The sequence below is a fragment of the Streptomyces sp. NPDC047014 genome (assembly GCF_040644195.1).
Taxonomy (GTDB): domain Bacteria; phylum Actinomycetota; class Actinomycetes; order Streptomycetales; family Streptomycetaceae; genus Streptomyces.
The window spans coordinates 41083-65617 of record NZ_JBEYVX010000020.1 but is presented as its reverse complement, the minus strand read 5'-3'; the positions used below and the strand labels follow the sequence as shown (position 1 = coordinate 65617).

The following is a 24535-nucleotide window of genomic DNA, read 5'->3' as shown; positions in this document are numbered from 1 at the left end:
ATGACCACCCTCACCCTCCCGCAGCAGCCCGCCGCCACCGCCCCCGAGGCGGCGGCCACCCTGCCCGCGCTGCTCGCCCGGCACGCCGGCCGCACCCCCGAGGCCCTGGCCGTGGTGGACGGCGACACCACCCTCACCTACGGCCGCCTCCTCCAGGCCGGCCACGCCCTCGCGGCCCACCTCCGCGCCCACGGCGTGGCCCCCGGGGACCGCGTGGCGCTCCTGACGGCCCGCTCCTCGCGCACCGTCGTGGCCCAGCTCGGCCTGTGGCTGGCCGGGGCCGTCTGCGTGCCCCTCGATCCGGCCCAGCCCCGCCCCCGTACCGAGGCCATGACCGCCGACGCGGAGGTCACCCTCACCGTCGGTGACGCCAAGCTGCTGGACGCCGCCACCCCGGCCGGGCCCGTGCTCGCCCTGCCCGAGCAGCCGCTGACCAGCGGCCCGCAGGCCGACGACTGCGACCCGGACCGCCCCGCGTTCATCATGTTCACCTCCGGCTCCACCGGCCGCCCCAAGGGCGTCCTGGTCCCGCACCGGGCCGTCGCGGAGCTGGTCACCGCCCCGGACTACGTCACCCTCGGCGGCCGGGACCGGGTCCTGTTCCACTCGCCCATGACCTTCGACGCCTCCACCTTCGAGGTCTGGTCCGCCCTCGCCAACGGCGCCGCCGTCGTCGTCTGCACCGAGCAGCGGCCCTCCCTGGAAGACCTCGCCCGGCACGTCGAGCGCTACGGCGTCACCGTCGCGTTCTTCACCACCGCCCTCTTCCACCAGCTCGCCACCCGCCGCTCCCGCGTCTTCGCCCAGCTCCGCTCGGTGGTCGTGGGCGGCGAGGCGATGGCCGCCGCCCAGGCGCGCGAGGTCCTGACCGCCTTCCCCTGGCTGGAACTGGTCAACGGCTACGGGCCGACCGAGACCACCACCTTCGCCACCGCCCACCGCGTCACCGCCGCCGACTGCGCGGGCCCGGTCCCCATCGGCCGTCCCATCGCCGGAGCCACCGCCCATGTCCTGGACGCCGAGGGCCACCCCGTGGCCGAGGGCGAGCGCGGCGAACTGTGGATCGGCGGCACCCGGCTCGCGCTCGGCTACACCGGCCTGCCCGCACTCACCGCCGAACGCTTCGTCCAGCACCCCGCCACCGGCCGGCGGCTCTACCGCACGGGCGACCTCGTCTCCCTCGGGCCCGACGGCATCCTGCGGTTCCACGGCCGCAACGACGACCAGGTGAAGGTCCGCGGCTTCCGCATCGAGCCCGCCGAGGTCGAACACGCCCTGCGCGAGCAGCCCGGAGTGGACGAAGCCGCCGTCACCGTGGAAGGCGCCGGCACCCCCGAGGCCCGGCTCGTCGCCTTCGTCGTGCCCGCACCCGGCCCCGTACCGGCCGGTACGGCCCTGCGCGAGCGGCTGGCCGCCCTCCTGCCGGCCCACCTCGTCCCCGACACGGTCACCCTGCTGGAACGGCTGCCCCTCACCCCGGCCGGAAAGGTCGACCGGCGCGCCCTCACCGGCCGGGCCACCGCCGAGGGGAACCGGCCCGCCGACGGGCCGGCCGCCGCCCCCCTGACCCCGCTGGAACAGGCCGTCGCCGACGTGTGGAGCCAGGCCCTCGGCACCGAAGTCACCCGCGCCGAGGACGAGTTCCTGCTGCTCGGCGGCCACTCCCTGCTCGCCCTCGCCGTCACCGAGGACCTGCGCGAGGAACTGGGCGTGGAGCTCTCCCTCGCGGACTTCTTCGCCACCCCGACCGTCGCCGAACAGGCCGCCCTGGTCGAACGGGCCCTCCTCGCCGCCCACACCGACCTCCGCCCCGAGACCCCGGAGCACAGCGATGCCCACTGACGCCGACTCCGCGGCCCGCGACCGCCAGCAGCTCCAGCGCGAACTGCTGCGCCGGGCCCGCGCGGGCACCGCCCGCCGCACCCCGGCCGCACCGGCGGTACCCGCTCAGGACGGGGACACCGCGCAGGTCACCGACGCCCCGCTCTCCCGCGCCCAGCACCGCATGTGGCTGATGGAACGGCTCGGCGGCGCGGGGGACTCGTACCATGTGCCCTTCGCCACCCGGCTGCGCGGCCCCTTCGACGTGGCCGCGCTCGCCACCGCCCTGACCTCACTGGTCGCCCGGCACACCATCCTCCGCACCCGTTACACCGAGCGCGACGGCGTACCGCACCAGGAGGTCCTGCCCACCCCGCACACCGTCCCCGTGCACGTCAGCGACGCCGCCCCGGCGGACGCCCCGGCACTGCTGCGCCGCGAGACGGCCCGGCCGTTCGACCTCGCGGCCGGGGACGCCGTCCGCGCGCTCGTCCTGCGCCACGGCCCGCAGGACCACACCCTTCTGCTGACGTTCCACCACATCGCCTTGGACGGCGCCTCCTTGGAGACCGTCGCCGGGGAACTGGCCGCCCTGTACGGCCAGATCACCGGCGCCGAGGTCCCCGCACTGCCCGCCGCGCCCCCGCAGTACGCCGACCACGCACGCCGCGAGCACGAAGCCCTGCCCGGCCTGCGCACGGAACTCGACGCCTGGGCGGGCCTGCTGGCCGACGCGGCCCCACCGCGCCTGCCCCGGCCCACCGCGCCCGCCCCGGACACGGCCGCGCGCACGGCGGCCGTCCACAGCGTGCCCCTGGCTCCCGCCCTGCCCGCCGCGCTGCGGGCGCTGGGCGCGCGGCACAACGCCACGCTCTTCGCCGTGTCCCTCGCCGCCGCCTTCGCCGCACTGCACCGCCTGACCGGCGACGAGGACCTTGTCATCGGCGTGGCGAGCACCCACCGCAGCGGAACGGCCATGCGCGGTCTGGTCGGCCTGTGCGTGAACACCCTGCCCGTACGGGTCGGCCTCTCCGACCGGCCGTCCTTCGCCGGACTGCTGCCCCGCGTGAGCGAGGCCCTGCTCACCGCCCAGCGCCACCGGCACATCCCCTTCGACCTGGTCCTGGAACGCCTCGGCGCGGGGGCACGCGACGCCGACGGCACCGGGCTGGTCCGCGTCACCTCCGACGTCCTCGGCGAGCCGACGGTGCTCCGGCTGCCGGGCACCTCCGCCGAGTACGTCGATCTTCCCTCCGACGGCGCCAAGTTCGCCCTCTCCTACGCCCTGGACCTGGGTGACCCGGCCGGGCCCCGGGCGCTCGTCCAGTACGACGCCCAGGCGCTGGACGGCCCGGCGGCGGAGGCGGCCGTACGGGACTTCGCGGCCCTGCTGGAGGCCGTGGCGGAGGACCCGGAGGCCGTCCCGGCCGCACTGCCCGGGCCGGCCGCCGCCCCGGAGGAGCCCGTGGAGACGGCCGCGCCCGTGGAGACGGCCGAGGACCCCGCCCCGGAGGGCGACCGGCATCCCGCCGCCGAGGCCCTGCGCGCCCACCCGGAGGTGGCCGACGCCACCGTGGTGCGGCCCGCCGGGGGACCGGCCGTGGCCTACGCCGTGCTGCGCGGCAGCGACGGCCCGTCCGGGCTGGCACTGCTCGGGCTGCTGCGCCGTACCCTCGCCCCCGGGGACCTCCCCGCCGCGGTCACCCTGCTCGACGCCCTGCCCCGTACGGCCACGGGACCGGCCGACGCCGCCCGGCTGCCCGGGACGCCGCCCCCGGCCGCCCCGACGGGCCCCCGGGCCCGGGCGGTCACGGAGGGCTTCACCGCCGTGCTCGGCGTCCGGCCCGCCCCGGACGAGGACTTCTTCGCCCTCGGCGGCCACTCCCTCAAGGCCGTCCAGCTCGCGGAACGGCTGCGTACGGAACTCACGCTCCCGCTCACCGGCCTCGACGTCCTCCAGGCCCGCACCCCGCGCGCCCTCACCGCGCTCCTCGACGAGCGGGCGGCGCGGCAGAGCGCCGCGAAGACGGCGCCCCGGCCCGTGGCCCGCTCCCGGGGCCGGCGGCCGGGCACGGTCCTGGTCACCGGGGCCACGGGCGGTGTCGGCGCCTTCGTCGTCCGGGAACTCGCCGCCCAGGGGCGTCCCGTCCTGGCCCTGGCCCGGCCCGAATCCGCGCATCTGGTCGCCGCCGACGGTGTCGAGGTCATCGAGGGCGACCTCTCCGACCTGGCCGGGCTGCGGGACGCCGTCGCACAGGCGGACGCGGTGGTGCACGCCGCCTGCACCTTCACCCGGCACGAGGTGGACCTCGCGGCGACGGAGGCCATGGTCGACGCCTGGCGCGGCGGCCCCTTCGTCTTCGTCAGCAGCGTCGACGCCTACGGGCAGCCCGCCACGGGCCGGGTCGCCGAGGAGGCGCCGCCGCAGGGGCTGGTCAGCCCGTACGGGCAGGCCAAGCTGGACTGCGAGGAGAGGGTCCTGCGCGCCGCCGGGACCGGGGGGCGCGGCGGCGCCAGCGCCGTACGCTCACCGATCGTCTGGGGCGGCCACGACCGGCTGCGCGAGCAGCTGCGCTGGGGCGCCCTCGGCACGCTCTACCAGGCCGCCCGCGAGGGCCGCCCGATCGAGCTGCCCCGCCCCGGCACCGGCGGCCACCCCTGGTACGGGGTCGCCTGGGTGCACGCGGCCGCCCTGGCCCGCGCGGTGGCGGAGTGCCTGGACCGGCCCGTGCACGGGGTCGCCAACGCGTGCAGCGGGCATGTGTCCTGGCAGGACCTGGCCCAGGACCTCACGGAACTGCTCGGGACGCGCGCGGAGCTCCGTACGGCCGAGACCGTCTCCCGGGATCTCGATCACCGCTGGCACTATGACAGCCGGCGCCTGGCGCGCCCGCTGCGGGCGCGGGCGGGGGAGGACCGCAGGAGCGTGCTGGCGGAGATGACCGGCGGGGCCTGAGCCGGTGCGCGCCGGGAGTCCCGGAGGCCCCGGGGCTCCCGGCGCATGAAAAAATCCCTTGGGCGGGGCGGGCGGCCCCTGCTAGGTTGCCGGTGGCCGTGCGAGAGAACGAGGAGGTGGTACCCGTGAACACAGTGACATGGGTGCTCTCCTCCGGGGTCACGGTCGGGCGATAGGTCGTCGTCCGGGAGCGCCGTTTTCCAGCTCTCCCGAAAGGCATGACCATGCCCCTTCACTTCACCTCCGAGCAGCGCCTCGACGACGGCGTCCTCGTACGCGAGTTCACCCTCGGCGAGATCCCGGGCACCCTGTGGACGCCCGCGTCCGCCGACCCGGCCCCGCTGATCCTGATGGCCCACAACAACGGCCTGCCCCGGAGCGCGGACCGGCTGGTGGCCCGCGCCCGGCACTCCGCGGCCTGCGGTTACGCGGTGGCGAGCATCGACAGCGCGGGCTGCGGTGACCGGCCCCGTACGGCCGCCGACGAGCGGGCCCGCGCGGATCTGCGCCGGGCGATGCGGGCGGGGGAGCCCGCCGACGAGATCTTCGAGTCGCTGGTGGGCTCGCTCGTCGAACGGGCCGTCCCGGAATGGCGGGCCACCCTGGACGCCCTGCTCGCACTGCCGGAGACCCGCGGCCCGGTCGGGTACTCCGGCTGGACCGCCGTCGGCATCCACCTCGCGGCGACCGAACCGCGCGTCGCGGCCGCCGGATTCTTCGCCGGGGGCTATGTGCCCCGCGCCCAGCGCGAGGAGGCGCGGCGGGTCACCGTGCCGCTGCTGTTCCTGCTCCAGTGGGACGACGAGGGGAACCCCCGGCAGCGGGCCCTCGACCTGTTCGACGCCTTCGGCACGCGGGAGAAGACGCTCCACGCGAACCTCGGCGGCCACACCGGCACGCCATGGTTCGAGGTCGAGGACGGCAGCCGCTTCTTCGACCGCCACCTGAGGTAACGGCGAAGGGGGCCGACGGCAGCGCGCCGTCGGCCCCCCTCCCGCTCAGGCGGGGATCAGCAGGTGCCCGCCGGGCGCTCGCGGACCACCAGGTCGGTGGAGCCGGTGGTGGCGTCCAGCCAGGCGACCTGACGGCCCGTACCGGCCGCCGGGTAGCTCTGCTCACCGCGGTTGCAGGAGACCCGCTCGCGGCGGGAGCCGTCGGTGGTCAGCTGCCACAGCTTCGGCAGCGACTCGTTGCGGTAGCGGATGTCGGGCGTCCGGGCCACCAGCGTCAGCGCCTCCTGCGAGACCGTCAGGTCGGAGGCCATGAAGGCGCCCGGCTTGTGCTCGCTGCTGACGAGGAACGCGCCGCGTCCGTCCAGACCGGAGCTGACCACCGACATCAGACCGCCGTCGCTCTCGTCGGTGTCGGCCAGCCAGAACACGTTCTTGCCGTTGATGCCGGTCTGGCCGAGGCTCACCGGCTCGTCCAGCTGCTCCGTCAGGACTGCCTTGCCCGTGGCCAGGTCGACGATCTCCACGCCCAGCCGGTAGGCGCCGCCCTGGGAGTACAGCTTCGCGTAGGCGATCTTGTTGTCGCTGATGGAGGGCAGTGCGGTGAGGGTGTTCCACTTCTTGCCGTCGGTGAAGACCGGCGCCTTGTCGGTGGGCCGCAGGTAGCCGACGTGCCGTCCGCCGAGGATGTCGTACTCCTCGAACACCACCGTGCCCTTGTCCACGCGCAGGCCCGCGATGCCGGTCGAGGAGCTGTACAGGGTCTTCACCGGGCCGCCCGCCACCGGACGGGACAGCACGTCCACCGAGGCCGGACCGTACGCCGTCCACACCACGGTCTTGCCGTCCGTCGCCGGGGCGGTGTGGTAGCGGCCGTCGTTGGGGCTGATCACCTTCGCGGAGCCCTTGCCGTCCAGCTTGCCCGCGTAGACCGAGTAGGGCTCGGAGCCGTCGTCGTTGGACTTCGACACCGTCCACCAGCCGCCGCCCGCGCCCACACCGGAGTCGGTGGTGTTCAGCGCGCCGAAGAGGGTGTCGCTGTCGACGCCGAGGGCCTGCTCCCAGCCCGGGACGATGCCGTGGGCGTTGAACGAGCGCTTGACGGCGTTCTGCTGGGCCGAGGTCGCGCCCAGCGCCTTGGCAGCGGCGAGGACCGCGCCGCGGGCCTCGGTGAAGCCGTCGATCGGCGTCATGTACTCGGTGACGGCCTTGTAGACGATCTTGTCGGCCAGGGCGCCGCCCAGGTCCTCGCGCATGTCCCACAGCGCGCCGGAGAAGATCGTCGAGTTGAGGTGCACGCCGCCGTTGTCGGTGGCGAAGGACACGCCCAGGAAGCTCTTCGAGGTGGTGGCGCCGTCGTTGAGGTCGCGCAGCGCGCACGCGGCGGCCGCCTTCGTACGGCACAGGTCCTCGCCGATCAGGCCGGCCGCCGGATCGCTCATCGGCGTGCCGTTCGCGGTGACGTCGATCGCGTTGCCGAAGTAGTCGGCCAGGGCCTCGTTCAGGGCGCCGGACTGGCCCGCGTAGACCAGGTTCGCGGTGTGCTCGATGACCCCGTGGGTCATCTCGTGGCCGACGACGTCGGTGTCGGCGGACATCGGCTTGTACTCGTCGTCACCGATGCCGTACACCATCTTGGTGCCGTCCCAGAACGCGTTCGCGTAGGGCAGGCCGTAATACGTCACGCCGACCAGGGAGTTGACGGCTCCGCCGTTGCCGTCGAGGCTGTCGCGCCCGAAGTTCTTCTTGTAGAAGTCGTAGACCTGGCCCGCGTTCCAGTGGGCGTCCACGGCTCCCGAGTCGGTCGCCGGACCGCCGAAGGTGGTGTCCGGGGAGGAGAACATCGCGATGCCGGACGGCCACTTGCCCGAGGTCTCCGACACCGACTTGCCGCGCGCGTCCCACGTCGACAGCAGGCTCTTGGAGCCGGCGCGCATCCGGCCCGCGTCCGCGAGGAGGTAGTTCCCGGCGGCCGGGTCGTAGGCGATGTCCAGCGAGGCCGCCTTGCCACCGAGGCGGGTGCCGGAGCCGGTCTCCGGGACCAGGTTCGCGGGGGCGGCCGGCGGCCCGTCCGCCGTGGGGCCCTCGGCGGCCTGTCCGGCCGTGCGCGCGGCGGCCGGCGGGGCCGTCAGCGTCTTGAGCGCGCTGTACTGGAGCGCCGGGTAGCCCGAGCGCGCGTCCACGTACACCTCGTCCACCACCGGCGCCCCGGTGCCGGGCGCGGTGCCGCGTACGGTGACGCGGTAGGCGAGTACGCCGTCCCCCTTGGGCAGGACGACCAGGCCCCGGGCCTCGCCGGTCATGCCGGTGGCCGCCGGGTCGCCCGACTCCGAGCGGGGCGCCTGCCCCTTGTCGAGGGCCGACCCGAGCCGGCGGGCCGTGGCGGCCACGGCGCGGCGGACCGCGACCTCCTCGCTGACCTGCGGGGTGACATCGGTGCTCAGCGCGGTGAAGTAGTGGCCCGAGGTGCCGGTGACCACGCGCTTGCCGTCCTGCTTCTGCATGCGGACGACGTACTGGCCGCCCAGGACGTCCACACCGCGGTGCTTCTGCTGGAGGCGGACCGTCTCGTCCTTGCCGCCGGTGGCCGTCGCGGACAGCGGGACCAGATCGGCGGCCGCGCGCGGGATCTTGTAGCGGCTCTTGTTCGCGGCGAGGTGGCCGCGCGCCGCGTCGGCCGGGGCGGCCTTGGCGTCCACGGGCTCGCGTATGCCCTCGACGAGAACCGGGGTCGCGGTGTCCTGGGCAGGGACGACGTTCGAAGGGCCCGGGTCCGCGGCCCACGCCGGCGACGCCTGCAAGGTCATTGCGGCGGCCAGCAGAACCGCGATTCCTCCGGCGGACCGGAGGTCTTTCCGCCATATCCGTCGTACGGCCGGGGTCGGAGCCGACGAACCTGCGCTGAACTTGGGCAAGGGGTCTCCTCAACCATGAGTGCCTGATGCGTTGCTGTGAGTCGCCGCCATGCAAGCGCCGTCGGAGGCCCGCGACCAGACTCCGGCCCCCCTCAGAAGTGGCCATGCACAGTTGTGGGGGCCCTGTGAAGGCGGTCAAAATCCCCCGCATGATCGAAACCGACCCGCACGACCGGACCCCGGCCGCCGCCCGCACGCAGGACGGCAGTGGCGACAGCCGCGACAGAAGCGACAGCAGGCACGACAGCAGGGCGGGGTTAGCCGGCGCCGTCGATCCGGCGTCCGTGCTGCGCGTACTCATCCAGCGCCGACAGGACCTCCTGCACCGGGAGTCGGCGGACCTGAACTCCCTGCGCACCTACGCCGACCGCCTCGCCCACCGGCTGCCGGCGCCCCCCGCGGTGCCGCCGGAGCGGGCGGCGGGGCTGGAGATCCTGACCGGGGCGGACGCGGTCGGGGCCCGCCTGGACCTGATGCTGGACTCGGCCGAGACGGAGGTGCTGATCCTGGACCGGACGGCGCTGACGGGGGGCCCGGGTGGCACGGGCGGTACGGGCGGATCGGACGGCTCCGACGGCTCGGACGCTCCGGGAGGGGAGGCGGAGGAGGGCCGGGGGAGGGACCGGATCCACCGCCTGCTGGCCCGCGGTGTCACCGTACGCATCGTCATCGACCGGCGCGGTACGGACTTCCCGCGACGGGCGCGGGAGCTGGTCGAGCTGACCCGGCTCGGGCTCCAGGCCCGGATCGGGCAGCAGCTGCCCACGGGCCTGGTCCTCGTCGACCGGCGCGCCTGCCTCATGCCGCCGACGCCCTGCGAGGACGCGGGGGCGGACGGCGCCGGGGCGGACGGCGCGGCCCTGCTCTTCGGGGACTCCCTGCTCCACCGGGCCGCCCTGCCGCTGTTCGAGTCCCTGTGGGCCCGCGCCACCCCCGTCGGCAGCCCCGGCGGGCCGCTCAGCGCCGACCAGCGGGAACTGCTGGGGCTGCTCGCCTCGGGCTTGAAGGACGAGACGATAGCCCGCAGGCTCGGCGTCCACGTGCACACGGCCCGGCGTCGCATCACCCGCATGCTGGAGGAGCTGGACGCGGACACCCGCTTCCAGGCGGGCGTCCAGGCTGCCATCCGCGGCTGGCTGCAGCCCCGCCCGGACCCGAACGCCGACGCCGCGGTGAGGTGAGGCGGGGCGAAGGCGGCGTGGGGTGAGGGGCGGGGGCGTTGTCGGTGGCCGCCCCTACGGTGTGGGGCATGAGCATGATCGGTAACTATCTCCGCCTCGGCCCCGCCGAACTGGAACGCGCCCTGCGGGACCCGGACTGGGCGGCCGGGCACGCGCGCGGCCTGTACGAGCGCGAGGACGCGGCGGCCGCCGCGCGCGTGCACGAGACCGACAAGGCGTGGAACGCGCTGGACTTCGTGCTGACCCGGCGCGGATTCCCCGTGGACGTGGTCTTCGGCGAGGAGGACATGCCGTGGCCCGCGGGGCACGACTGGGGCTACGGCCCGCCCCGCCTCCTGGCCGCCGACCGCGTACGAGCCGCCGCCTCCGCCCTGGCCGCGCACAACCCGGACACCCTGACCTCGGGGGTCACCCCGGCCGACCTGGCCGCGGCGAACGTCTACCCGCAGGCGATCTGGGAGCGCGGCGAGGACCCGGACTGGGTCGCGTCCCACTGGCTCTCCCTCGGCCACTACCTCCGCGCGGCGGCCCGCGAGGGGGACGCGCTGCTGATCTGGATCTCCTGAGGGCGGACGTGCTTCGCGCGCGGCGCCCTCTGCCGTGAAGTCCCTTCCTGCGCGGCAAAGTTCAGTACTGTGGCGTGATCACCGTCAGCACACCCGCTCCGACTCGATCCGAGGGCGGCGGCGGTCGCGCCCTACGCCCGCCCCAGCCCGACCGAGAGGACGACCACCGCCATGTGGGCTTCGATCATCGCGGTGCTCGGCACCCTCGCCGGGGCCCTGACGGCCGGATCCCTCCAGCTCCGCGCCGCGCGCACGGCCCGCGCCGAGGCCCGTGCCGACGGCCACCGCCAGGACCGGCTCGGCGCCGTCACCGACTTCGCGGCCGCCCTGGACGCGCACCGCTCGGCCATGTTCCACCGGGAGCGGCTGGCGCTGATCGCGGCGGACACCGAGCGCCAGCTGGAGGCGCAGACACGATCCCACGACACGCGCTCCGCGATCACCGCCCCGCACGTCCGCCTCCAGGTCCTGGTCCCGGAACTGTCCGCCCCGGCCCAGCGGGCGGCGGACGCCACGTACGCACTCCGCCGGGCCACCACCCGCCCCGAACTGGACGCCCTCCGCCACGCGGCCAACGAAGCCACCGCTACCTTCGTCACCTCGGCCGCCACCCTCCTGAACCCCCAGCACGGCTGACGGCCGTACACCGGCGGCGGGGTTCGTACCGGCGGGGTGACCGGCGTGGCTCGGGGTGCCGAAGGGGTCAGCCGCCGAAGTGGGATGTGATGCGCTGGAGCGGGACCAGTTTGAAGTTCTGGTTGCCGCTGGTGCCCGGGGCGCCGTTCGAGCCGTCCTGGCAGATGAAGACGCCCTGCGGGAAGGCCGGGCCGAGGTTGGCGGCGGTGGCGTCGATGCCGTCGGTGTCCTCGCAGTCGTCGGCGGCCGTGCCGTTGGACACCGAGAAGCGGCCGAGGTAGGCCCGGCTCGTGCGGTCGTAGACGGTGAAGTCGTTGCTGCCCTGCGAGGAGACGTAGATGCGGTTGCCCGCCGCCGTGATGCCCTCCGTGTCGGCGGTGATGTGGCCGCCGGAGCCGGTGGAGTCCAGCTTGGTGCGGCCGGTCCCGGCGTTCGGCTCGGCGCCGTACACCCACACGCCGACGTCCTCCTCGCCGAGGTACAGCTTCCCGGTGGTCTCGTCGGCGTAGCAGCCCTCGACCGCGGAGCCCGCGTCCCACAGGCGGACGGACGTGGCCGTCACCGCGTCGCCCTGCACGGCGATCTCCCACTGCTCGACGCGGCCGGAGGTGGAGTTGGGGAAGGCGTACAGCTTGCCCGAGACGGGCGAGGTGTAGAGGCATATGCCGTGCGCGGTGACCTCGGTCGGTACGTCCGCCAGGCGCTGGAGCCGCCGGGTGGCGGGGTCGATCCGGTAGACGTGCATGGCGCCGTTGCCGCCCGCGGCCTCGTCGTCGGCGGAGATCACGATGTTGCCGCGCAGGTCGACGTTGTTGCCGTAGTCGCCGGTGATCCGCTGGATCCGGGTGCCGGAGAGGTCGTAGACCTCCAGCGCGCCCTTCTTGTCGGTGGCGACGACCACCGACTTGGCCGGATCGGTGGGGTGGACCCAGATGGCCGGGTCGTCGGCGGCGTCCCCGCTGTGCGAGACCGGGGCGGTCTCCACACTGGCGGTGACGGACACGGCCGCCGCTGCCGCCGCCGCGTGCGCCGGGCCGGCGGGAACGGCCAGTACGGCCAGGACGGCGGCGGCGGGCAGGGCGGCGGCGCGGACGGAAGAGGTGAAGGACACCGGGTTCCCCTCGGTCGGGTGACGGACAGGAGGAGGCTAGGGATACCCGGCGAGCGGTGCGTGAACGCCAGTTGAACCGGTCAGGGCGCGGGGGTGGGGCCGCCGGGCCCGTGCGGGCATTAGGTTGGCGGACATGGGGACGGGGCGGCGGTTGTACCGGTATGCAGGGCCGGAGGAGTTGCGGGAGTTGGTGCGGCCGGGGGCGGAGGGGCGGAGCATCCGCTCGGCGGCGGACTTCGCGTCCTGGGCGCGAGGGGTGGAGCCGGCGGCAGAGCCGTTCACCTACGTGGTGGACCCGGCCGGTGTGCTGCGGCTGGCGCCGCGCCGTAGTGAGCATGTGGTGTGTGCCGGGGGAGGGGCCGTCCTGGGGGCGGGGGAGGTCGCTTTCCGCGAGGAGTCCGGCGGGTGGGTCGTGGCCGAGATCAGCAACCAGTCCACCGGCTACTGCCCGGACGCGGCCTCCTGGCCGGCGGTGGCGGAAGCCCTCGACCGGGCGGGGCTCGGCCGGCCCGCCGGCTTCACCCACGAGCTGGTGTTCCGCCGCTGCCCGGCGTGCCGTCAGCTCAACGTCGTCCGCGACGGGGACTACGCGTGCGTCTTCTGCGATACGGATCTGCCGCCGACGTGGAACGTGGACGGTCCGGCCGATGGGGCCGTGCGCCGACCGGAGTGACGGCCCGCCTGCGGGGCGGCGGCCCCCGGCCGCGGCAACTGCCGTACGTCCGTACCCCCTACGGGTGACGCGGCGCGGCGCGACGTCGCCGGGCCTACCGGCCTCCGCCATCACCCCCTGTTGATGCCCCTGCGGTGGCTTGCCCAACGGGCGCCTCGGAGGGGCGCGGCCAGGGCCTAGCCACCCGCGTGGTCAGGTCCCGCCTGCGGGGATACGCGGAGGGAGAGGTCCAGTGTGGTCATGAGCTGGGCGGGGCGGCTTTTGCCCGTGGGGGCGAGGGGGTAGCGCTGGAGGATGTCGATCAGGGCCGGGGTGGCTCGTTCGCGGGCCTCTTCCATCGCCCGGTTCGCGGTCTCGGGGTCCTCGCCTGCGGCGATTTCGGCGATGCGGGCCGCATTCGCGGAGGCGCGCAGGATGTGGCCCACCTGGTGCGCCTTCGCGATCGGATGCAGGTAGGCGGCGGATGCGGCGTCGCCTGCCGCTTGCGCGGCGAGACGTGCCGCTTCGGTGACGGCATCCTTCGCCGCTCGGTGAGCGTCCATCGACGTGATGCGCTGAAGCCTGGTCCTGGGCGCGCCGTTGACGAACTCCCAGGCCGCATCGACGGCCGCGCGCGGTCGGGCGTCGTCGGGGTGGGCGTCCTCGAAGACCGGGAGGACCTGCTGCGCCGTCTCCGCGACATAGCGCGCCACGACGCGCAGTTCGTCCATGGACAGTTCGAAGTCACCGTTCATGGTCATCGCCTCGCGGTAGGCCCGGCCTGGGGCGTGTCCAGGGCGAGGACGGCTACGCGTTGCTCCTCGCTGAGTTCGCCTGTCGGGGTGAAGCCGAGGGCGAGGTAGAAGGGTTCGGGCGTGCCCTGCCCCGTGTGCCAGGTGACGTAGGCGTGGGTGGTGCCCTGGCGGCGGAGTTCATCTGCGACCGCCTGGATCGCGAAGGTGCCGTAGCCCTTGCCCTGGTGGCCGGCGGCGATGTTCAGGCGCCAGATGCCGCTGCGGCGGTCGGCGGGGTCGCCGGCCGGGTCCCAGACGATGTCCAGGAAGGCCATCACGAAGCCGACCACCTCGTCGCCGTCGACGATGGCCCGGGGCCAGGCGACCGCCGGGTTGACGTATGCCTCGGCCAGGGACTTGACGACGGGCGAGACCAAGTGGGCCTGATCCGGACGGACCTGTATCGCGCACACCGCGTCGAAGTTGGCGACGGTGACGGGCTCCAGCCGCAGGGTGCGCGGCTGCTGGTGGATCATGGTGGGCATGGCCATAGCTTAGACCGGCCGTGTGCGGGATATTCGTTGGTCGTTGCTCGGCGGCGGTGGTCATACTGCCGCGATGGAGCCTGTGACTCTTGAGACCGACCGTCTGCTGCTGCGGGCCTTCACGGCTGCCGATGTGGACGCGGTGTACGAAGCCTGCCAGGACGAGGACATCCAGTTCTACACGCCGGTTCCGGTGCCGTATCGGCGGGCGGACGCGGAGCAGTTGGTGGGCGAGAAGCTGCCCGCCCAGTGGGCTTCGGACAAGGACTACACCCTGGGCGCGTTCCGGAAGGACACCGGTGGCCTGGTCGGCTCGTACTGCTGGGCCGCGCTTGATGTCCACCGCGTCGAGTGGTGGGCCATGGTGGGGAACACCGGCTCGCGCGCCGTCGCCGAGAAGCTGGGCTTCACGGTGGAAGGGACACTGCGCAACCGCAGCATCGCCAACGACGGCCGGCCGCACGACTGGTGGGTAGGGGGCCTGCTGAGCCCCTGACGACCGACCGACGAGACGCTGCCGGTTGGGGGGCGGAGTCGGGCGGTGTGTCGCTCGCCCGCCCGGCATGAACCGGTCGGCCCGTACGGATCTGTTCGCCTACGCCGGGGCGCCGCGCGGGCAGGCCCGGACGGGCGGGCCTTCGCCTCCGGAAAGGGGAACCGGAACGCCGTCAAGTCCGCCATCAGCAGTGACGGTCAAGGCCGTCCGCCGTGGTCGGGTGCGGATTGCGGGGCGCTTGCACGGCCGGGCCAGGATGCGCACCACGGGTACCGCCGCGCCGTTCCGCCCCCGCCCGAGGGCGCGCCCGGCAAGCAGGCCGAGCGCGCGCTCGGCCGGCGGGTGGAGCGCAGGCTACCCCGGCCCCCGGCCGCCGGCCGCCATGCGTCAGCCGCCAAGGGCCGGCTGCCAGGTGCCGCGCGCCAACGCGGGCCCGCCAAGCGTCAGCCGCCAGCCGCTCAGCGGCCAGCCGCCCCCGCCCCGCCCGCGTCTCGAGCCCCGCTCAGCCGCCAGCCCCAGCCCCCGCCCTCAGCCCTCCACCGCCAGTGCCGCCGCGTAGCCCGCCGGGGCCGGGAGGTCGGTCAGGGTCCAGCCGGGGACGGGGGAGGGGGTGGGGAGGGAGCCTACGTAGGGTTCGGTCAGGCCGAGGGCCAACCCCGTGCCGGTGGCCTTGAGGCATGCCTCCTTGCGGGCCCACAGGCGGCCGAGGGCTTCGGGGCGGGCAGACACAGGGAGGGCGCTGAGTTCGGCCGTTTCCGCCGGGTGCAGGGAGCCCAGGACGTCCGTGACCGCCTGCTCGCCCGGGATCTCCTCGATGTCCACGCCCACCGGCACCGCCGCGAACGCCAGGTAGGCCAGGTCCCCGCTGTGCGAGAGCGAGAAGTGCACGCCGCCGCCCGCCACCGCGGGCCGCCCGTGCGGGGCGCCGCAGCACGGGCAGTCCTCGCGGGTCAGGCGGACCGCCCCCGGGTCGGCCCCGAGGTAGCCGCCGAGCAGGATCCGCAGCCCCAGGTGGGAGGCCACGTAGCGGTCGCGGAGGTCCGGGCGGGCCATGCGCGCCGCCCGGTCCCGCTCGTCGGCGTCCAGCACCCCGGCCGCGTCCTGGAGGCGGTAGCCGCCCACCGTCGTGGCCGTGGTGTCCAGCGACCACACGACGGCGGTCCTCCCCTCGGGCGCCGGCCCGGTCGACGGTGCGCTGCCGCCGAGTTGGTTCACGTACTCGATCACCTGACCGAGGGTAGACCAGGCCGGCGAGCCGCGCCCCGCCCGCACACCCCCATGAGGCCCCCGGGGCGGCGCCGGGTGAGTACCGTCTGCTCATGCACATCAACGGACGGGACCGCCGGCGCGGTCACGTACTGCTCATCGCGGGGGACGCCGCCGTGCACCGCCGCACCGTGCGGCTCGCGCCCGGCGCCAATCTCGCCGCGCTGGCGATGGTCCCCGCCGGGCTGCTGCTCGGCAGCGAGCTGCCCAGCGACACCGTGTACCTGGACGGCGCCCGCGAGCCCAACACCGTCCTGGCCTGCCTGCGTACGGCCGCCCGCACCCCCGGTCCGCTGCTGCTCTACCTCTCGGGCCGGCTCACCGCCGACCGCCGCGGCCACCGGCTCCACCTGGCCCTCCCCGGCAGCACCCCGGGCACCGTCCGCTACACCGCCCTGGCCTGGGACTGGCTGACGGGCGAGCTGCGCGAACGGCCCGCCGGGACCACCACCCTGCTGCTGGACCTGGCCGCGGACAAGGAAGCCTGGCCGCTGCTGCGGGAGCACGGCACCCTGCCCGCCCCGCCCGGCGCCGAGATGTACGGGGTAGTCGCCCCGCCCGGCCCGCCCACCGCGCCCGTGACGGCCCCCGGCGCGGTCAGCGGCTACACGCGCCACTGGATCGACCAGCTGCGCCGCGCCCCCGCGCGCCCCTCCGACGTACAGCTCCACACCCTCGCGGCGGGCTCGGCCGGGCTCGCACCCGGGACCCTCGTCCTGCCGACCGCCCGCGAGCTGGACGCCCAGCCCGCCGCTCCCCGGGCCCTGCCGGACGGCGACCCCCGCCCCCGGCTGCACGCGCTCGCCACCGCCGGGCGGCACACCGAGGCCGCGGAGCTGGCCCGGTCCTGGGAGCGGCACCTCCTGGACACCGCCGGGCCCGGCTCCCCCGAGGCGCTGCGCTGTACGGAGATCCGCGCGGACCTCGCCCGGATGGCGGGCGACTTCGCCCTGGCCACCGCGCTGTGGACCGCCGCCGTACGGGCCCGGCTCGCCGCCCAGGGCGCCACCGCGCCCGAGGCCCATGACGCGGCGGCGGGTGCCCTGTACTGCTGGACCCGGTTGAAGGACCCGGTACGGGCCATGACCTCCGGGACCGAACTCCTCGGGCTGCTGCGCGCCCTGCCCGCCTTCGACCCGCACCATCTGCGGCTGACGGAACAGCGGCTGGAGGCGCTGGGCAGCGCCGCCGAGGGGGCCGGGATCCCGCAGGGGTGAGCAGCGAGTCCCGCTGCGGCACCGCAACCGCCCACCCGCGAACGGTTGTTAACCTGTGGCCAATGGTCGAGGGTGTGGAGCGGCACGGGACCGGGGCGCACCACCGACCGGGGGCGCACCGCAGACCGGGGCGCACCGCACCCCACCGCGCCCCCGCGTCACCCGCGCGCCCACCCCCATGCGCGCCGCGCCCCCCGAAAGGCCCCACCGTGCCCGTACCCGCACCCGCAGCCACCCTCAGCGTCCTGTCGGAGGAGTTCGCGGCCGACCCCTACCGCCACTTCGCGGCGCTCAGGGAGCAGGCCCCGGTGCACCACGAGCCGGAGATCGACAGCTACTTCCTCTCCCGCCACGCGGACGTCAAGCGCGTCCTGACCGACCACGAGGCGTTCACCACCGAAACCCTCCAGCTGCGCGCCGAACCGGTGATGCGCGGCCGGGTCCTCGCCCAGATGACCGGCGCCGAGCACACCGCCAAACGCAAGATCGTCGTACGGGGTTTCACCGGCCCGGCCCTCCAGGACCAGCTGCGCGCCATCCGCTCCAACGCCACCGCCCTGCTCGCCCCCTTCCTCCACCGGGGCCGCATCGACCTGGTCAACGACTTCGGCAGGCCCTTCGCCGTGCAGGTCACCCTCGACGTCCTCGGACTGGACAAACGGGACTGGCGCCAACTGGCGGCCTGGCACCACGGCGTCGCCGAGTTCATCACCAGCGTCACCCTTACCCCGGAGCGCCGCCGCCACTGCCTGGACTGCGCCGAGCGGCTGGAGGCGTACCTGCTGCCCGTCATCGCGGAGCGCCGCCGCCACCCCCGCGAGGACCTGATATCGAGGCTCTGCGCGGCGGAGTTCGACGGCGTGGCCATGAGCGACGGGGATGTCACCGCCCTGATCCTCAACGTGCTCGTCGCCGCCGCCGAGCCCGCCGACAAAACCCTCGCCCTGCTCTTCAAGCACCTCATCGACCACCCCGGGCAGCTCGCCGCCGTCCGCGCGGACCCCGGGCTGCTGCCCGCCGCGATCGCCGAGACCCTGCGCCACACCCCGCCGGTCCAGCTCGTGCCCCGGCGAGCCCGGTACGACACCGACTTCGGCGGCACCGGCGTACCGGCGGGCGCCACCGTCTTCTGCATGATCGGCGCGGCGAACCGCGACCCCGAGGCGTTCACCGACCCGGACTCCTTCGACCTCCACCGCCCGGACCTGGGCACCGCCCGCTCCTTCACCGCCGCAGCCCAGCACCTGGCCTTCGGCACCGGACTCCACCAGTGCGTGGGCGCCGCCTTCGCCCGCGCCGAGATCGAGACGGTCGCCGCGATGCTCCTGCCGCTGCTCGACGAGGTCCGCTACAGCCCCGGCTTCCACTACCGGGAGACCGGCCTGTACACCCGAGGCCCGGTCTCCCTCTCGCTCGACTTCACCCCCGGCACCGCCCCCGGCCCCGGCGGACGGCCCGGCGAGGGGAACCCCGGGCGCGCGAAGTGACTCGTACAGGAAGCGGGGGCTCCGAGGCGGCGCCCCCGCGCGGCAGGGTGGAACGCCGCGTGGAACAGAGGGCAAGGAGAACGGCCATGGTGTCCGTGGGAGAAAGACTCAGCCGGGCCCGCGTGCGGGCCTTCATAGGCCGCGACGATCAACTGGAGCGCTTCGAGGCGGCCTTGGCGGGGGATCCGCAGGCACCGTTCGCGTTCTACGTGTGCGGGCCGGGCGGCATAGGGAAGTCCACGCTGCTGCGGCGGCTGGCCGACCACGCGCGGGCCGCCGGACGGCTGCTCGTCGAGCTCGACGGGCGGTTCGTCAGCCGGGACCCCGCCGAGTTCGAACGCGCCGCGGGCCCCTTCCTGGACGTACCCGGCACCGTCCTGCTCGTGGACTCCTTCGAGCACTGCCAGTGGCTGGAGAGCTGGCTGTGGCACCACTTCCTGCCCCGCGCCGCCGACGACACCCTTGTCGTCCTGGGCGGCCGGCGCCCGCCCGAGCCGCAGTGGAGCGCCGACCCCGCCTGGTCCCGGCTGCTGCACGTGACCGAACTGGAGCCCTTCTCCGAGGACCAGGCCCGCGGGCTGCTCGTCGCGGCGGACATCCGGCCCGAACTGCGCGACCGCGTCCTGCGCTTCGCCGGGGGCAACCCCCTCGCCCTCTCCCTGGCCGCCGCGGCCGGATCGGCGGGCTGCGGCCGCGAGGAGATCTGGGCCCCCTCGGCGGACGTCCTGCGCACCCTGCTGTCGGGGCTGATCGGCGAGGTCCCCACCGCGGCCCACCGGCGTGCCCTGGAGCTCGCCGCGCAGGCGCACTCCACCTCCGAGGAACTGCTCGCCGCCGTCCTGCCCGAGGAGGACGCCCACCTCCTCTTCGCCTGGCTGCGCGACCTGCCCTTCATGGAGGCCACCCACCGCGGCCTCCACCCGCACGACGCCGCACGCGAAACCCTCGCCGCCGACCTGCGCTGGCGGGCACCGAACGCCTTCGAGACCATGCGCGGCCGCCTCGCCGACGAATACCTGCGGCTGCTGCGCGAGGCCCCCGACGAACGCGTGTGGACCGTCACCGACGAGCTGTTCTACCTCTTCCGGGAGGGCAAGACCCTCGCCCGGCTGCGCACCTGGTCCCGCGAGGACGAGGTGCACGACCGCCCCCTGCACCCCGACGACCTCGACACCGTCCTGCGGATGGCCGAGGAGACCGAGGGCCCCGCCTCCGCCGACCTCGTCCGCTACTGGGCCGACCGCCAGCCGCAGGCGTTCAGCGTCTACCGGCTCGTCAGCACCGGCCGGATCGTCGCCTTCACCGCCCGGCTCGCCCTCCCGGCACCCCCCGACCCGCAGGACCTGGCCACCGACCCGGTGGTCGCCGCCGCCTGGCGGCACACCGACGCCGACGCGCCCGTGAGCCCCGGCGAGCACATCGGCATCAGCCGCTTCACCGTCTACCCCGAGCGGTACCAGGTGCCCTCGCGGGTCATCGACCTCAGCAGCTCCCGCGCCCAGGCGGAGTCCGCCCGCGCCCGCGGCCGCGCCTACGGATTCGCCGTCTACCGGGACGCCGACGCCTGGGCCGAACGCGTCCGGGGCACCCTCGACGACACCGGGGCCCGCCCGCGCGTCGGCGAGCACACCTACGGGCTGTTCGCCGTCGACTGGCGGCGCACCCCCGTCGAGCGCTGGCTCCAGCGGTTCATCTCCCTCACCGACGAACCGCTCCCCGCCGCCGGACCCTCGCCCGTCTCCCGCTCCGTCTTCGACCAGGCCGTACGCGAGGCCCTGGCGCACTGGCGCGACACGGGCGCCTTCGCCGCCTGCGCCCTGCTGCGCACCCGGCTCGCCGCCGATCTGGACGACCCGGTGGGGGAGTCGCGCGCCCTGCTGCGCCGGGCCGTCGACGAGCTCGCCGGGGATCCGCGCGGGGTGCGGGCCCGCGAGGCGCTGGCCGCCGGCTACTTCTCCGGTGCGCCCACCCAGGAGGCCGCCGCCCGCCGCCTCGGCCTCCCGTACGGCACGTACCGCCGCCACCTGCGCCAGGGCCTGGACCTGCTGTGCGAGGCCCTGTGGGAACGGGAACTGCACGGCCCCCGGTAGCCCGTACGGCGGGCAGCCGCCCGGTGGACAGCCGCGGACAGCGGTGGACAGCGTAGGGCGCCGCCCGCTCTGGAGAGTGGACAGCGTCCGGCACGAGTCTGTGCCCCATGAACGCAGCACGCACACAGAAGGACCGGGCGGCAGCCCGGCCCCACCGGCCGCAGGCGGTGCTCGCGGCGCTTGCCGCGGCCCAGTTCACCGTCATGCTCGCGACATCCATCGTGAACGTGGCGCTCCCGCAGATCAGCGCCGGGGTCGGCCTCTCGGACGGCGGGACCACCTGGGTGGTCAACGCCTACGGCCTGGCGTTCGGGGCCCTGCTCCTGGCGGGCGGCCGGGTCGGTGACCTGCTCGGCCGCCGCCGGGTGCTGATCGCCGGGCTCGCCCTGTTCGCCCTGTCCTCGCTCGCGGCCGGGCTCGCGACCTCCTCGGCCGTACTGATCGCGGCCCGCGCCGTCCAGGGTCTCGGCGCCGCGGCCATCGCCCCCGCCGCGCTCGCCCTGGTGATGGAGAGCTTCCCCACGGGCGCCGGCCGGGGCCGGGCGCTGGGCGTCTGGGGAGCGGTCTCCGGAGCGGGCGGCGCCAGCGGTGTCATCCTCGGCGGCGCCCTGACCCAGGCGTGGGGCTGGCCGTGGATCTTCCACTCGGTGGCGCTGGCGACGGCGGGCGTCCTGGCCGCCGTGGTCCTCCTCGTACCGCGGCCGGCGGCCGGGGCCGCGGAGCCCGCCGGCCGCTTCGACCTGCTGGGCACCACCACCGTCACCCTCGCCCTGACCGGCCTGGTCTGGGGCCTGACCACGGCCCGCGGCGCCGGCTGGACCGACCCCCGGGTACTGGGCGCGCTCGGCGCCGCCGTCCTGCTGCTCGGCGCCTTCGTGGTCATCGAGCGAAGCCGGCCGCACGCGCTGGTACCGCCCCGGCTCTTCCGCACCGGGCGGGTCGCGGCGGGCAATCTGCTGATGGCGCTGATGGGTTCGGTGTGGATCGCCCTCTTCTTCTTCCTCCCGCTCTACCAGCAGCACGTCCTCGGCTCCGGCCCGCTGGCCACCGGCCTCGGCCAACTGCCCTTCGCCGCCGCCAATATGCTCGGCGCCGTCCTCGCCCCGCAGATCGCCCGCCGCTTCGGCGCCCGGGCCACCGTCACCGCGGCCCTGCTCATCGAGGCCGCCGGAATGCTGTGGCTGTCCCGGCTGCACGCCGACGGGAGCTACGCGGTGGACGTGCTCGGCCCGAGCGTCCTCGTCGGGCTCGGCCTCAGCATCTCCTTCGTCGAGCTCACCACCTTCGCCGTGGACGGGGTCCCGGGCAAGGACACCGGTCTGGCCGGCGGACTGGTGAACACCACCCGCCAGGTCGGCGGCGTGATCGGCCTCGCCGTCCTGACCACCCTCGCCGGATCCGTGACCGCGGCGGCCCACGAGCCCGTACGGGAGGCCCTGACCGCCGGCTACCGGGCGGCCTTCACCGTCTCCGCCGCGATCCTGGCCGCGACGGCCCTGCTCGCACTGTTCCTCACCCGCCCCACGAGCCCCCGTACCACCACCCCCGCCACCGCCCCGGCGCCCGAACCGCGGCCCGTCGGCCCCGGGCTCAGCCGGTCCCACTGAGCGCGTGGAATCCCGTACCACCCCACCCGGGCGACCTCTTCCCCACCCCGGCACCACCCCCGCGAAAGGCAACGCCATGACCACCCCGAAGCCGTACCTCACCGGCCACTACACCCCCGTCGTCGACGAGATCTCTGCCACCGGGCTCACCGTCGAGGGCACCCTGCCCCCCGAGCTGACCGGCCGTCTGATCCGCAACGGGCACAACCCGAAGCCCGGCGTCACCCCCACCCACTGGTTCAAGGGCAGCGGCATGGTGCACGGCATCCGGCTGCGCGAGGGCCGCGCCGAGTGGTACCGCAACCGCTGGGTCCACACCCCCGCCCTCGACGGCGCCCCGTACATGACCGACCGCGGCCCCGACCTGACCGCCAGCACCGCCGGCACCCACGTCATCGAGCACGCCGGACGCCTGCTCGCCCTCTGCGAGTCGAACTACCCCTTCGAACTGACTCCCGAGCTGGACACCGTCGGAGCCTTCGACTTCAAGGGCAAGCTCACCTCCGCGATGACCGCGCACCCCAAGGAGGACCCGGTCACCGGCGAGCTCCACTTCTTCGGCTCCTCGCCCTTCCCGCCCTACCTCATGTACTACGTCTCCGACGCCAAGGGCGAGATCATCCACAGCGCCGAGATCCCGGGTGCCACGGCCGCCCTCAAGCACGACTTCGCGATCACCCGCCACCACGTCGTCTTCATGGAGGGCAACGTCACCTTCGACCCCACCGAGCACTCCGGCATCCCCTACGGCTGGAGCGACCAGCAGCCCGCCCGCATCGGCGTGATGCCGCGCGGCGAGGACGGCACCCGGCACATCCGCTGGTTCTCCATCGAGCCGGGCAACATGCTGCACGTCGGCAACGCCTACGAGGACGGCCGCGGCCGGATCGTCCTGGAGGGCCCGACCGTGGACCGGGAGGGCTTCCGCCTCTCCTGGAACTGGTGGGCCGGCGCCCCGGACCGCGGCTCCGAGCCGGGCTCCCGCTCCTACACCCGCCGCTGGGTGGTCGACATGGCCGACGGCACCGTCGACGAGCAGATCATCGACGACCTGCCGGTGGAGTTCCCCACCCTCAACGAGGACTTCCTGGGCGCCGAGAACCGCTACCAGTACGCCATCGCCTTCCCCGACGAGAAGGGCTTCGGCGGCTACGGCGTGGTCAAGTACGACCGCACCACCGGCGCCCGCCGCATCCATCAGGTCGGCGACGCCCGGATGCCGGGCGAAGCCGTCTTCGTCCCCGCCGCCGGGGCCGTCTGTGAGGACGACGGCTACCTCCTGACCGTGGTCTCCGACCTCAAGCAGGACTCCTCGCAGCTCCTCGTCCTGGAGGCGGCCAACCTCGACCCGGTCGCCACCGTCCACCTGCCCCGCCGGGTGCCCGGCGGCATCCACGGCTCGTGGATCCCGGACACCGCGCTGGACGGCCTCACGGCCTGACAGCCCCACGGTCCGCCGGCCCTGCCCCCGGGGCCGGCACACGGAACGGCCGGAGCCGCGGTGTCCCGCGGGTCCGGCCGTTCCGTCACGTCTCCCGCCGTCTAGTCCGGGGGCTCCTCCGCCCGCTCGGCCGAGCGGTCCGCCGAGCCCGCCCGCTTCGGATCGTCCTCCGGCGGGTCCTCCCGGGACTCCTCCGGGCCGGCCCCCGGCAGATCCGGCGCGGACGGGCCGAGCGGCGGCAGGTCGGGGGTGGGGGCGTCGGGGTCCTCCGGAACGGGAGGGGGCAGGTGCGGTCGCCGGTCCGGGCTCATGGCGGCTCCTCCTCGGTACGTGTCGCTGTCCTGCCCGCGCCTACCCCTGCGACCGGCCGGTATGCGGTCCGGCCGGGGACCCGGGCCGGACCGGGAGCGTCCGCCGCGCTCAGGCGTTCCCCATCGAGGCGTCCGGGTGCGGGAGCGTCGCCGCGTTCCCGGCGCGCACCGCGCGCAGGACGGCGTCGTGCAGGGTGCGGCTCGCCTCCGCGCTCGGGCAGGGAACCGGGCTGCCCGTCAGCGTGAACCATTCCGCGCCACCGCTGTGCTGTACGGCGACATGCGCCATGCCGTCCGCCTCGGTCCAGGTCGTATGGACGTCGAGCTGGCCGGTCAGGACGGGCGCGCCGTCGGTCCGTACGCCGCCCCGCCCGGCGTAGACGCCCTGCGTGGTCCATGATGCCCAGGTCATCCGCCCTCCAGGGTCCGCGCCGACACCTGCACTGCCATGACGCCAGCGTCCCTCAGGTACGCCGGGCTCGCACACCGGATGCCGCGCATACGCTGGGTGGCACGCGTGCCACCACGGCACGCCCGACGTGAAGGGAACGCG

The 24535-nt window shown here is 74.8% G+C and carries 20 protein-coding genes; 13 read left to right on the top strand and 7 right to left on the bottom strand.

Going from position 1 to position 24535, the window contains the following annotated elements; genetic code table 11:
• From ABZ873_RS14740 to ABZ873_RS14730, 3 genes are all read left to right on the top strand, one after another.
• A complete protein-coding gene (locus tag ABZ873_RS14740) occupies nucleotides 1–1842 on the top strand; it encodes a non-ribosomal peptide synthetase (protein WP_360870576.1) in 1842 nt (613 codons plus the stop codon).
• Entirely contained in the window at nucleotides 1832–4777 is a 2946-nt protein-coding gene (locus ABZ873_RS14735; RefSeq protein WP_360870573.1) for a condensation domain-containing protein, read from the top strand. The genes ABZ873_RS14740 and ABZ873_RS14735 overlap by 11 nt, the downstream gene beginning before the upstream one ends.
• A 224-nt stretch (nucleotides 4778–5001) precedes the next feature.
• Nucleotides 5002–5730, top strand: coding sequence for an alpha/beta hydrolase (locus ABZ873_RS14730; RefSeq protein ID WP_360870665.1), 729 nt, complete (start codon nucleotides 5002–5004; stop codon nucleotides 5728–5730).
• 56 nt (nucleotides 5731–5786) lie between these two features.
• Here ABZ873_RS14730 and ABZ873_RS14725 read toward each other — a convergent pair whose 3' ends face one another.
• Complete coding sequence (locus ABZ873_RS14725) at nucleotides 5787–8534, bottom strand: M4 family metallopeptidase (RefSeq protein WP_360870570.1); 2748 nt, start codon at nucleotides 8532–8534, stop codon at nucleotides 5787–5789.
• 257 nt (nucleotides 8535–8791) lie between these two features.
• Here ABZ873_RS14725 and ABZ873_RS14720 point away from each other — a divergent pair, with 257 nt between their 5' ends.
• The 3 genes from ABZ873_RS14720 (at nucleotide 8792) to ABZ873_RS14710 (ending at nucleotide 11025) form a co-directional block, all read left to right on the top strand.
• On the top strand, nucleotides 8792–9823 hold the full coding sequence (locus ABZ873_RS14720; RefSeq protein WP_360870567.1) for a hypothetical protein: 1032 nt from the start codon (nucleotides 8792–8794) through the stop codon (nucleotides 9821–9823).
• 68 nt (nucleotides 9824–9891) lie between these two features.
• Complete coding sequence (locus tag ABZ873_RS14715) at nucleotides 9892–10389, top strand: YfbM family protein (protein WP_360870565.1); 498 nt, start codon at nucleotides 9892–9894, stop codon at nucleotides 10387–10389.
• 171 nt (nucleotides 10390–10560) lie between these two features.
• Nucleotides 10561–11025, top strand: coding sequence for a hypothetical protein (locus ABZ873_RS14710; RefSeq protein WP_360870562.1), 465 nt, complete (start codon nucleotides 10561–10563; stop codon nucleotides 11023–11025).
• A gap of 67 nt (nucleotides 11026–11092) precedes the next feature.
• Here ABZ873_RS14710 and ABZ873_RS14705 read toward each other — a convergent pair whose 3' ends face one another.
• Nucleotides 11093–12136 (bottom strand): phytase, encoded by a 1044-nt coding sequence (locus tag ABZ873_RS14705; protein ID WP_360870559.1) that lies wholly within the window; start codon nucleotides 12134–12136, stop codon nucleotides 11093–11095.
• A 133-nt stretch (nucleotides 12137–12269) separates the two neighbouring features.
• On the opposite strand from ABZ873_RS14705, the gene ABZ873_RS14700 reads away from it, so the two are divergent.
• Complete coding sequence (locus tag ABZ873_RS14700) at nucleotides 12270–12809, top strand: hypothetical protein (protein WP_360870556.1); 540 nt, start codon at nucleotides 12270–12272, stop codon at nucleotides 12807–12809.
• A 176-nt stretch (nucleotides 12810–12985) separates the two neighbouring features.
• Here the strand turns inward: ABZ873_RS14700 and ABZ873_RS14695 are convergent, their stop codons facing one another.
• Together ABZ873_RS14695 and ABZ873_RS14690 are read right to left on the bottom strand one after the other, a co-directional pair.
• Entirely contained in the window at nucleotides 12986–13549 is a 564-nt protein-coding gene (locus tag ABZ873_RS14695; protein ID WP_360870554.1) for a putative immunity protein, read from the bottom strand.
• Nucleotides 13546–14067 (bottom strand): GNAT family N-acetyltransferase, encoded by a 522-nt coding sequence (locus ABZ873_RS14690; RefSeq protein ID WP_360870551.1) that lies wholly within the window; start codon nucleotides 14065–14067, stop codon nucleotides 13546–13548. Before ABZ873_RS14690 ends, ABZ873_RS14695 begins: the two co-directional genes overlap by 4 nt.
• Nucleotides 14068–14140: 73 nt before the next feature.
• On the opposite strand from ABZ873_RS14690, the gene ABZ873_RS14685 reads away from it, so the two are divergent.
• A complete protein-coding gene (locus ABZ873_RS14685; protein WP_360870548.1) occupies nucleotides 14141–14563 on the top strand; it encodes a GNAT family protein in 423 nt (140 codons plus the stop codon).
• A gap of 528 nt (nucleotides 14564–15091) precedes the next feature.
• Here ABZ873_RS14685 and ABZ873_RS14680 read toward each other — a convergent pair.
• The gene (locus ABZ873_RS14680) at nucleotides 15092–15790 is read right to left on the bottom strand and encodes a 4'-phosphopantetheinyl transferase superfamily protein (protein WP_360870545.1); all 699 of its coding nucleotides are present in this window, start codon (nucleotides 15788–15790) and stop codon (nucleotides 15092–15094) included.
• 92 nt (nucleotides 15791–15882) lie between these two features.
• On the opposite strand from ABZ873_RS14680, the gene ABZ873_RS14675 reads away from it, so the two are divergent.
• The 5 genes from ABZ873_RS14675 to ABZ873_RS14655 all read left to right on the top strand — a co-directional run bounded on the left by ABZ873_RS14675 (nucleotide 15883) and on the right by ABZ873_RS14655 (nucleotide 23671).
• Complete coding sequence (locus ABZ873_RS14675) at nucleotides 15883–17046, top strand: hypothetical protein (protein ID WP_360870542.1); 1164 nt, start codon at nucleotides 15883–15885, stop codon at nucleotides 17044–17046.
• 209 nt (nucleotides 17047–17255) lie between these two features.
• Nucleotides 17256–18533, top strand: coding sequence for a cytochrome P450, cyclodipeptide synthase-associated (locus ABZ873_RS14670; RefSeq protein ID WP_360870539.1), 1278 nt, complete (start codon nucleotides 17256–17258; stop codon nucleotides 18531–18533).
• Nucleotides 18534–18619: 86 nt separating this feature from the next.
• Nucleotides 18620–20623: an ATP-binding protein gene (locus ABZ873_RS14665; RefSeq protein ID WP_360870536.1), complete on the top strand. Its 2004-nt coding sequence runs from the start codon at nucleotides 18620–18622 to the stop codon at nucleotides 20621–20623.
• A 107-nt stretch (nucleotides 20624–20730) separates the two neighbouring features.
• Nucleotides 20731–22230 carry an MFS transporter gene (locus ABZ873_RS14660; RefSeq protein WP_360870533.1) on the top strand — a complete coding sequence of 500 codons (1500 nt, stop codon included), beginning with the start codon at nucleotides 20731–20733 and terminating at the stop codon, nucleotides 22228–22230.
• A 76-nt stretch (nucleotides 22231–22306) separates the two neighbouring features.
• Complete coding sequence (locus ABZ873_RS14655; RefSeq protein WP_360870530.1) at nucleotides 22307–23671, top strand: carotenoid oxygenase family protein; 1365 nt, start codon at nucleotides 22307–22309, stop codon at nucleotides 23669–23671.
• 101 nt (nucleotides 23672–23772) lie between these two features.
• Here ABZ873_RS14655 and ABZ873_RS14650 read toward each other — a convergent pair whose 3' ends face one another.
• Entirely contained in the window at nucleotides 23773–23982 is a 210-nt protein-coding gene (locus ABZ873_RS14650) for a hypothetical protein (RefSeq protein ID WP_360870528.1), read from the bottom strand.
• Between the two features lie 109 nt (nucleotides 23983–24091).
• On the bottom strand, nucleotides 24092–24394 hold the full coding sequence (locus ABZ873_RS14645; protein WP_360870525.1) for a hypothetical protein: 303 nt from the start codon (nucleotides 24392–24394) through the stop codon (nucleotides 24092–24094).
• Nucleotides 24395–24535 lie beyond the last annotated feature (141 nt).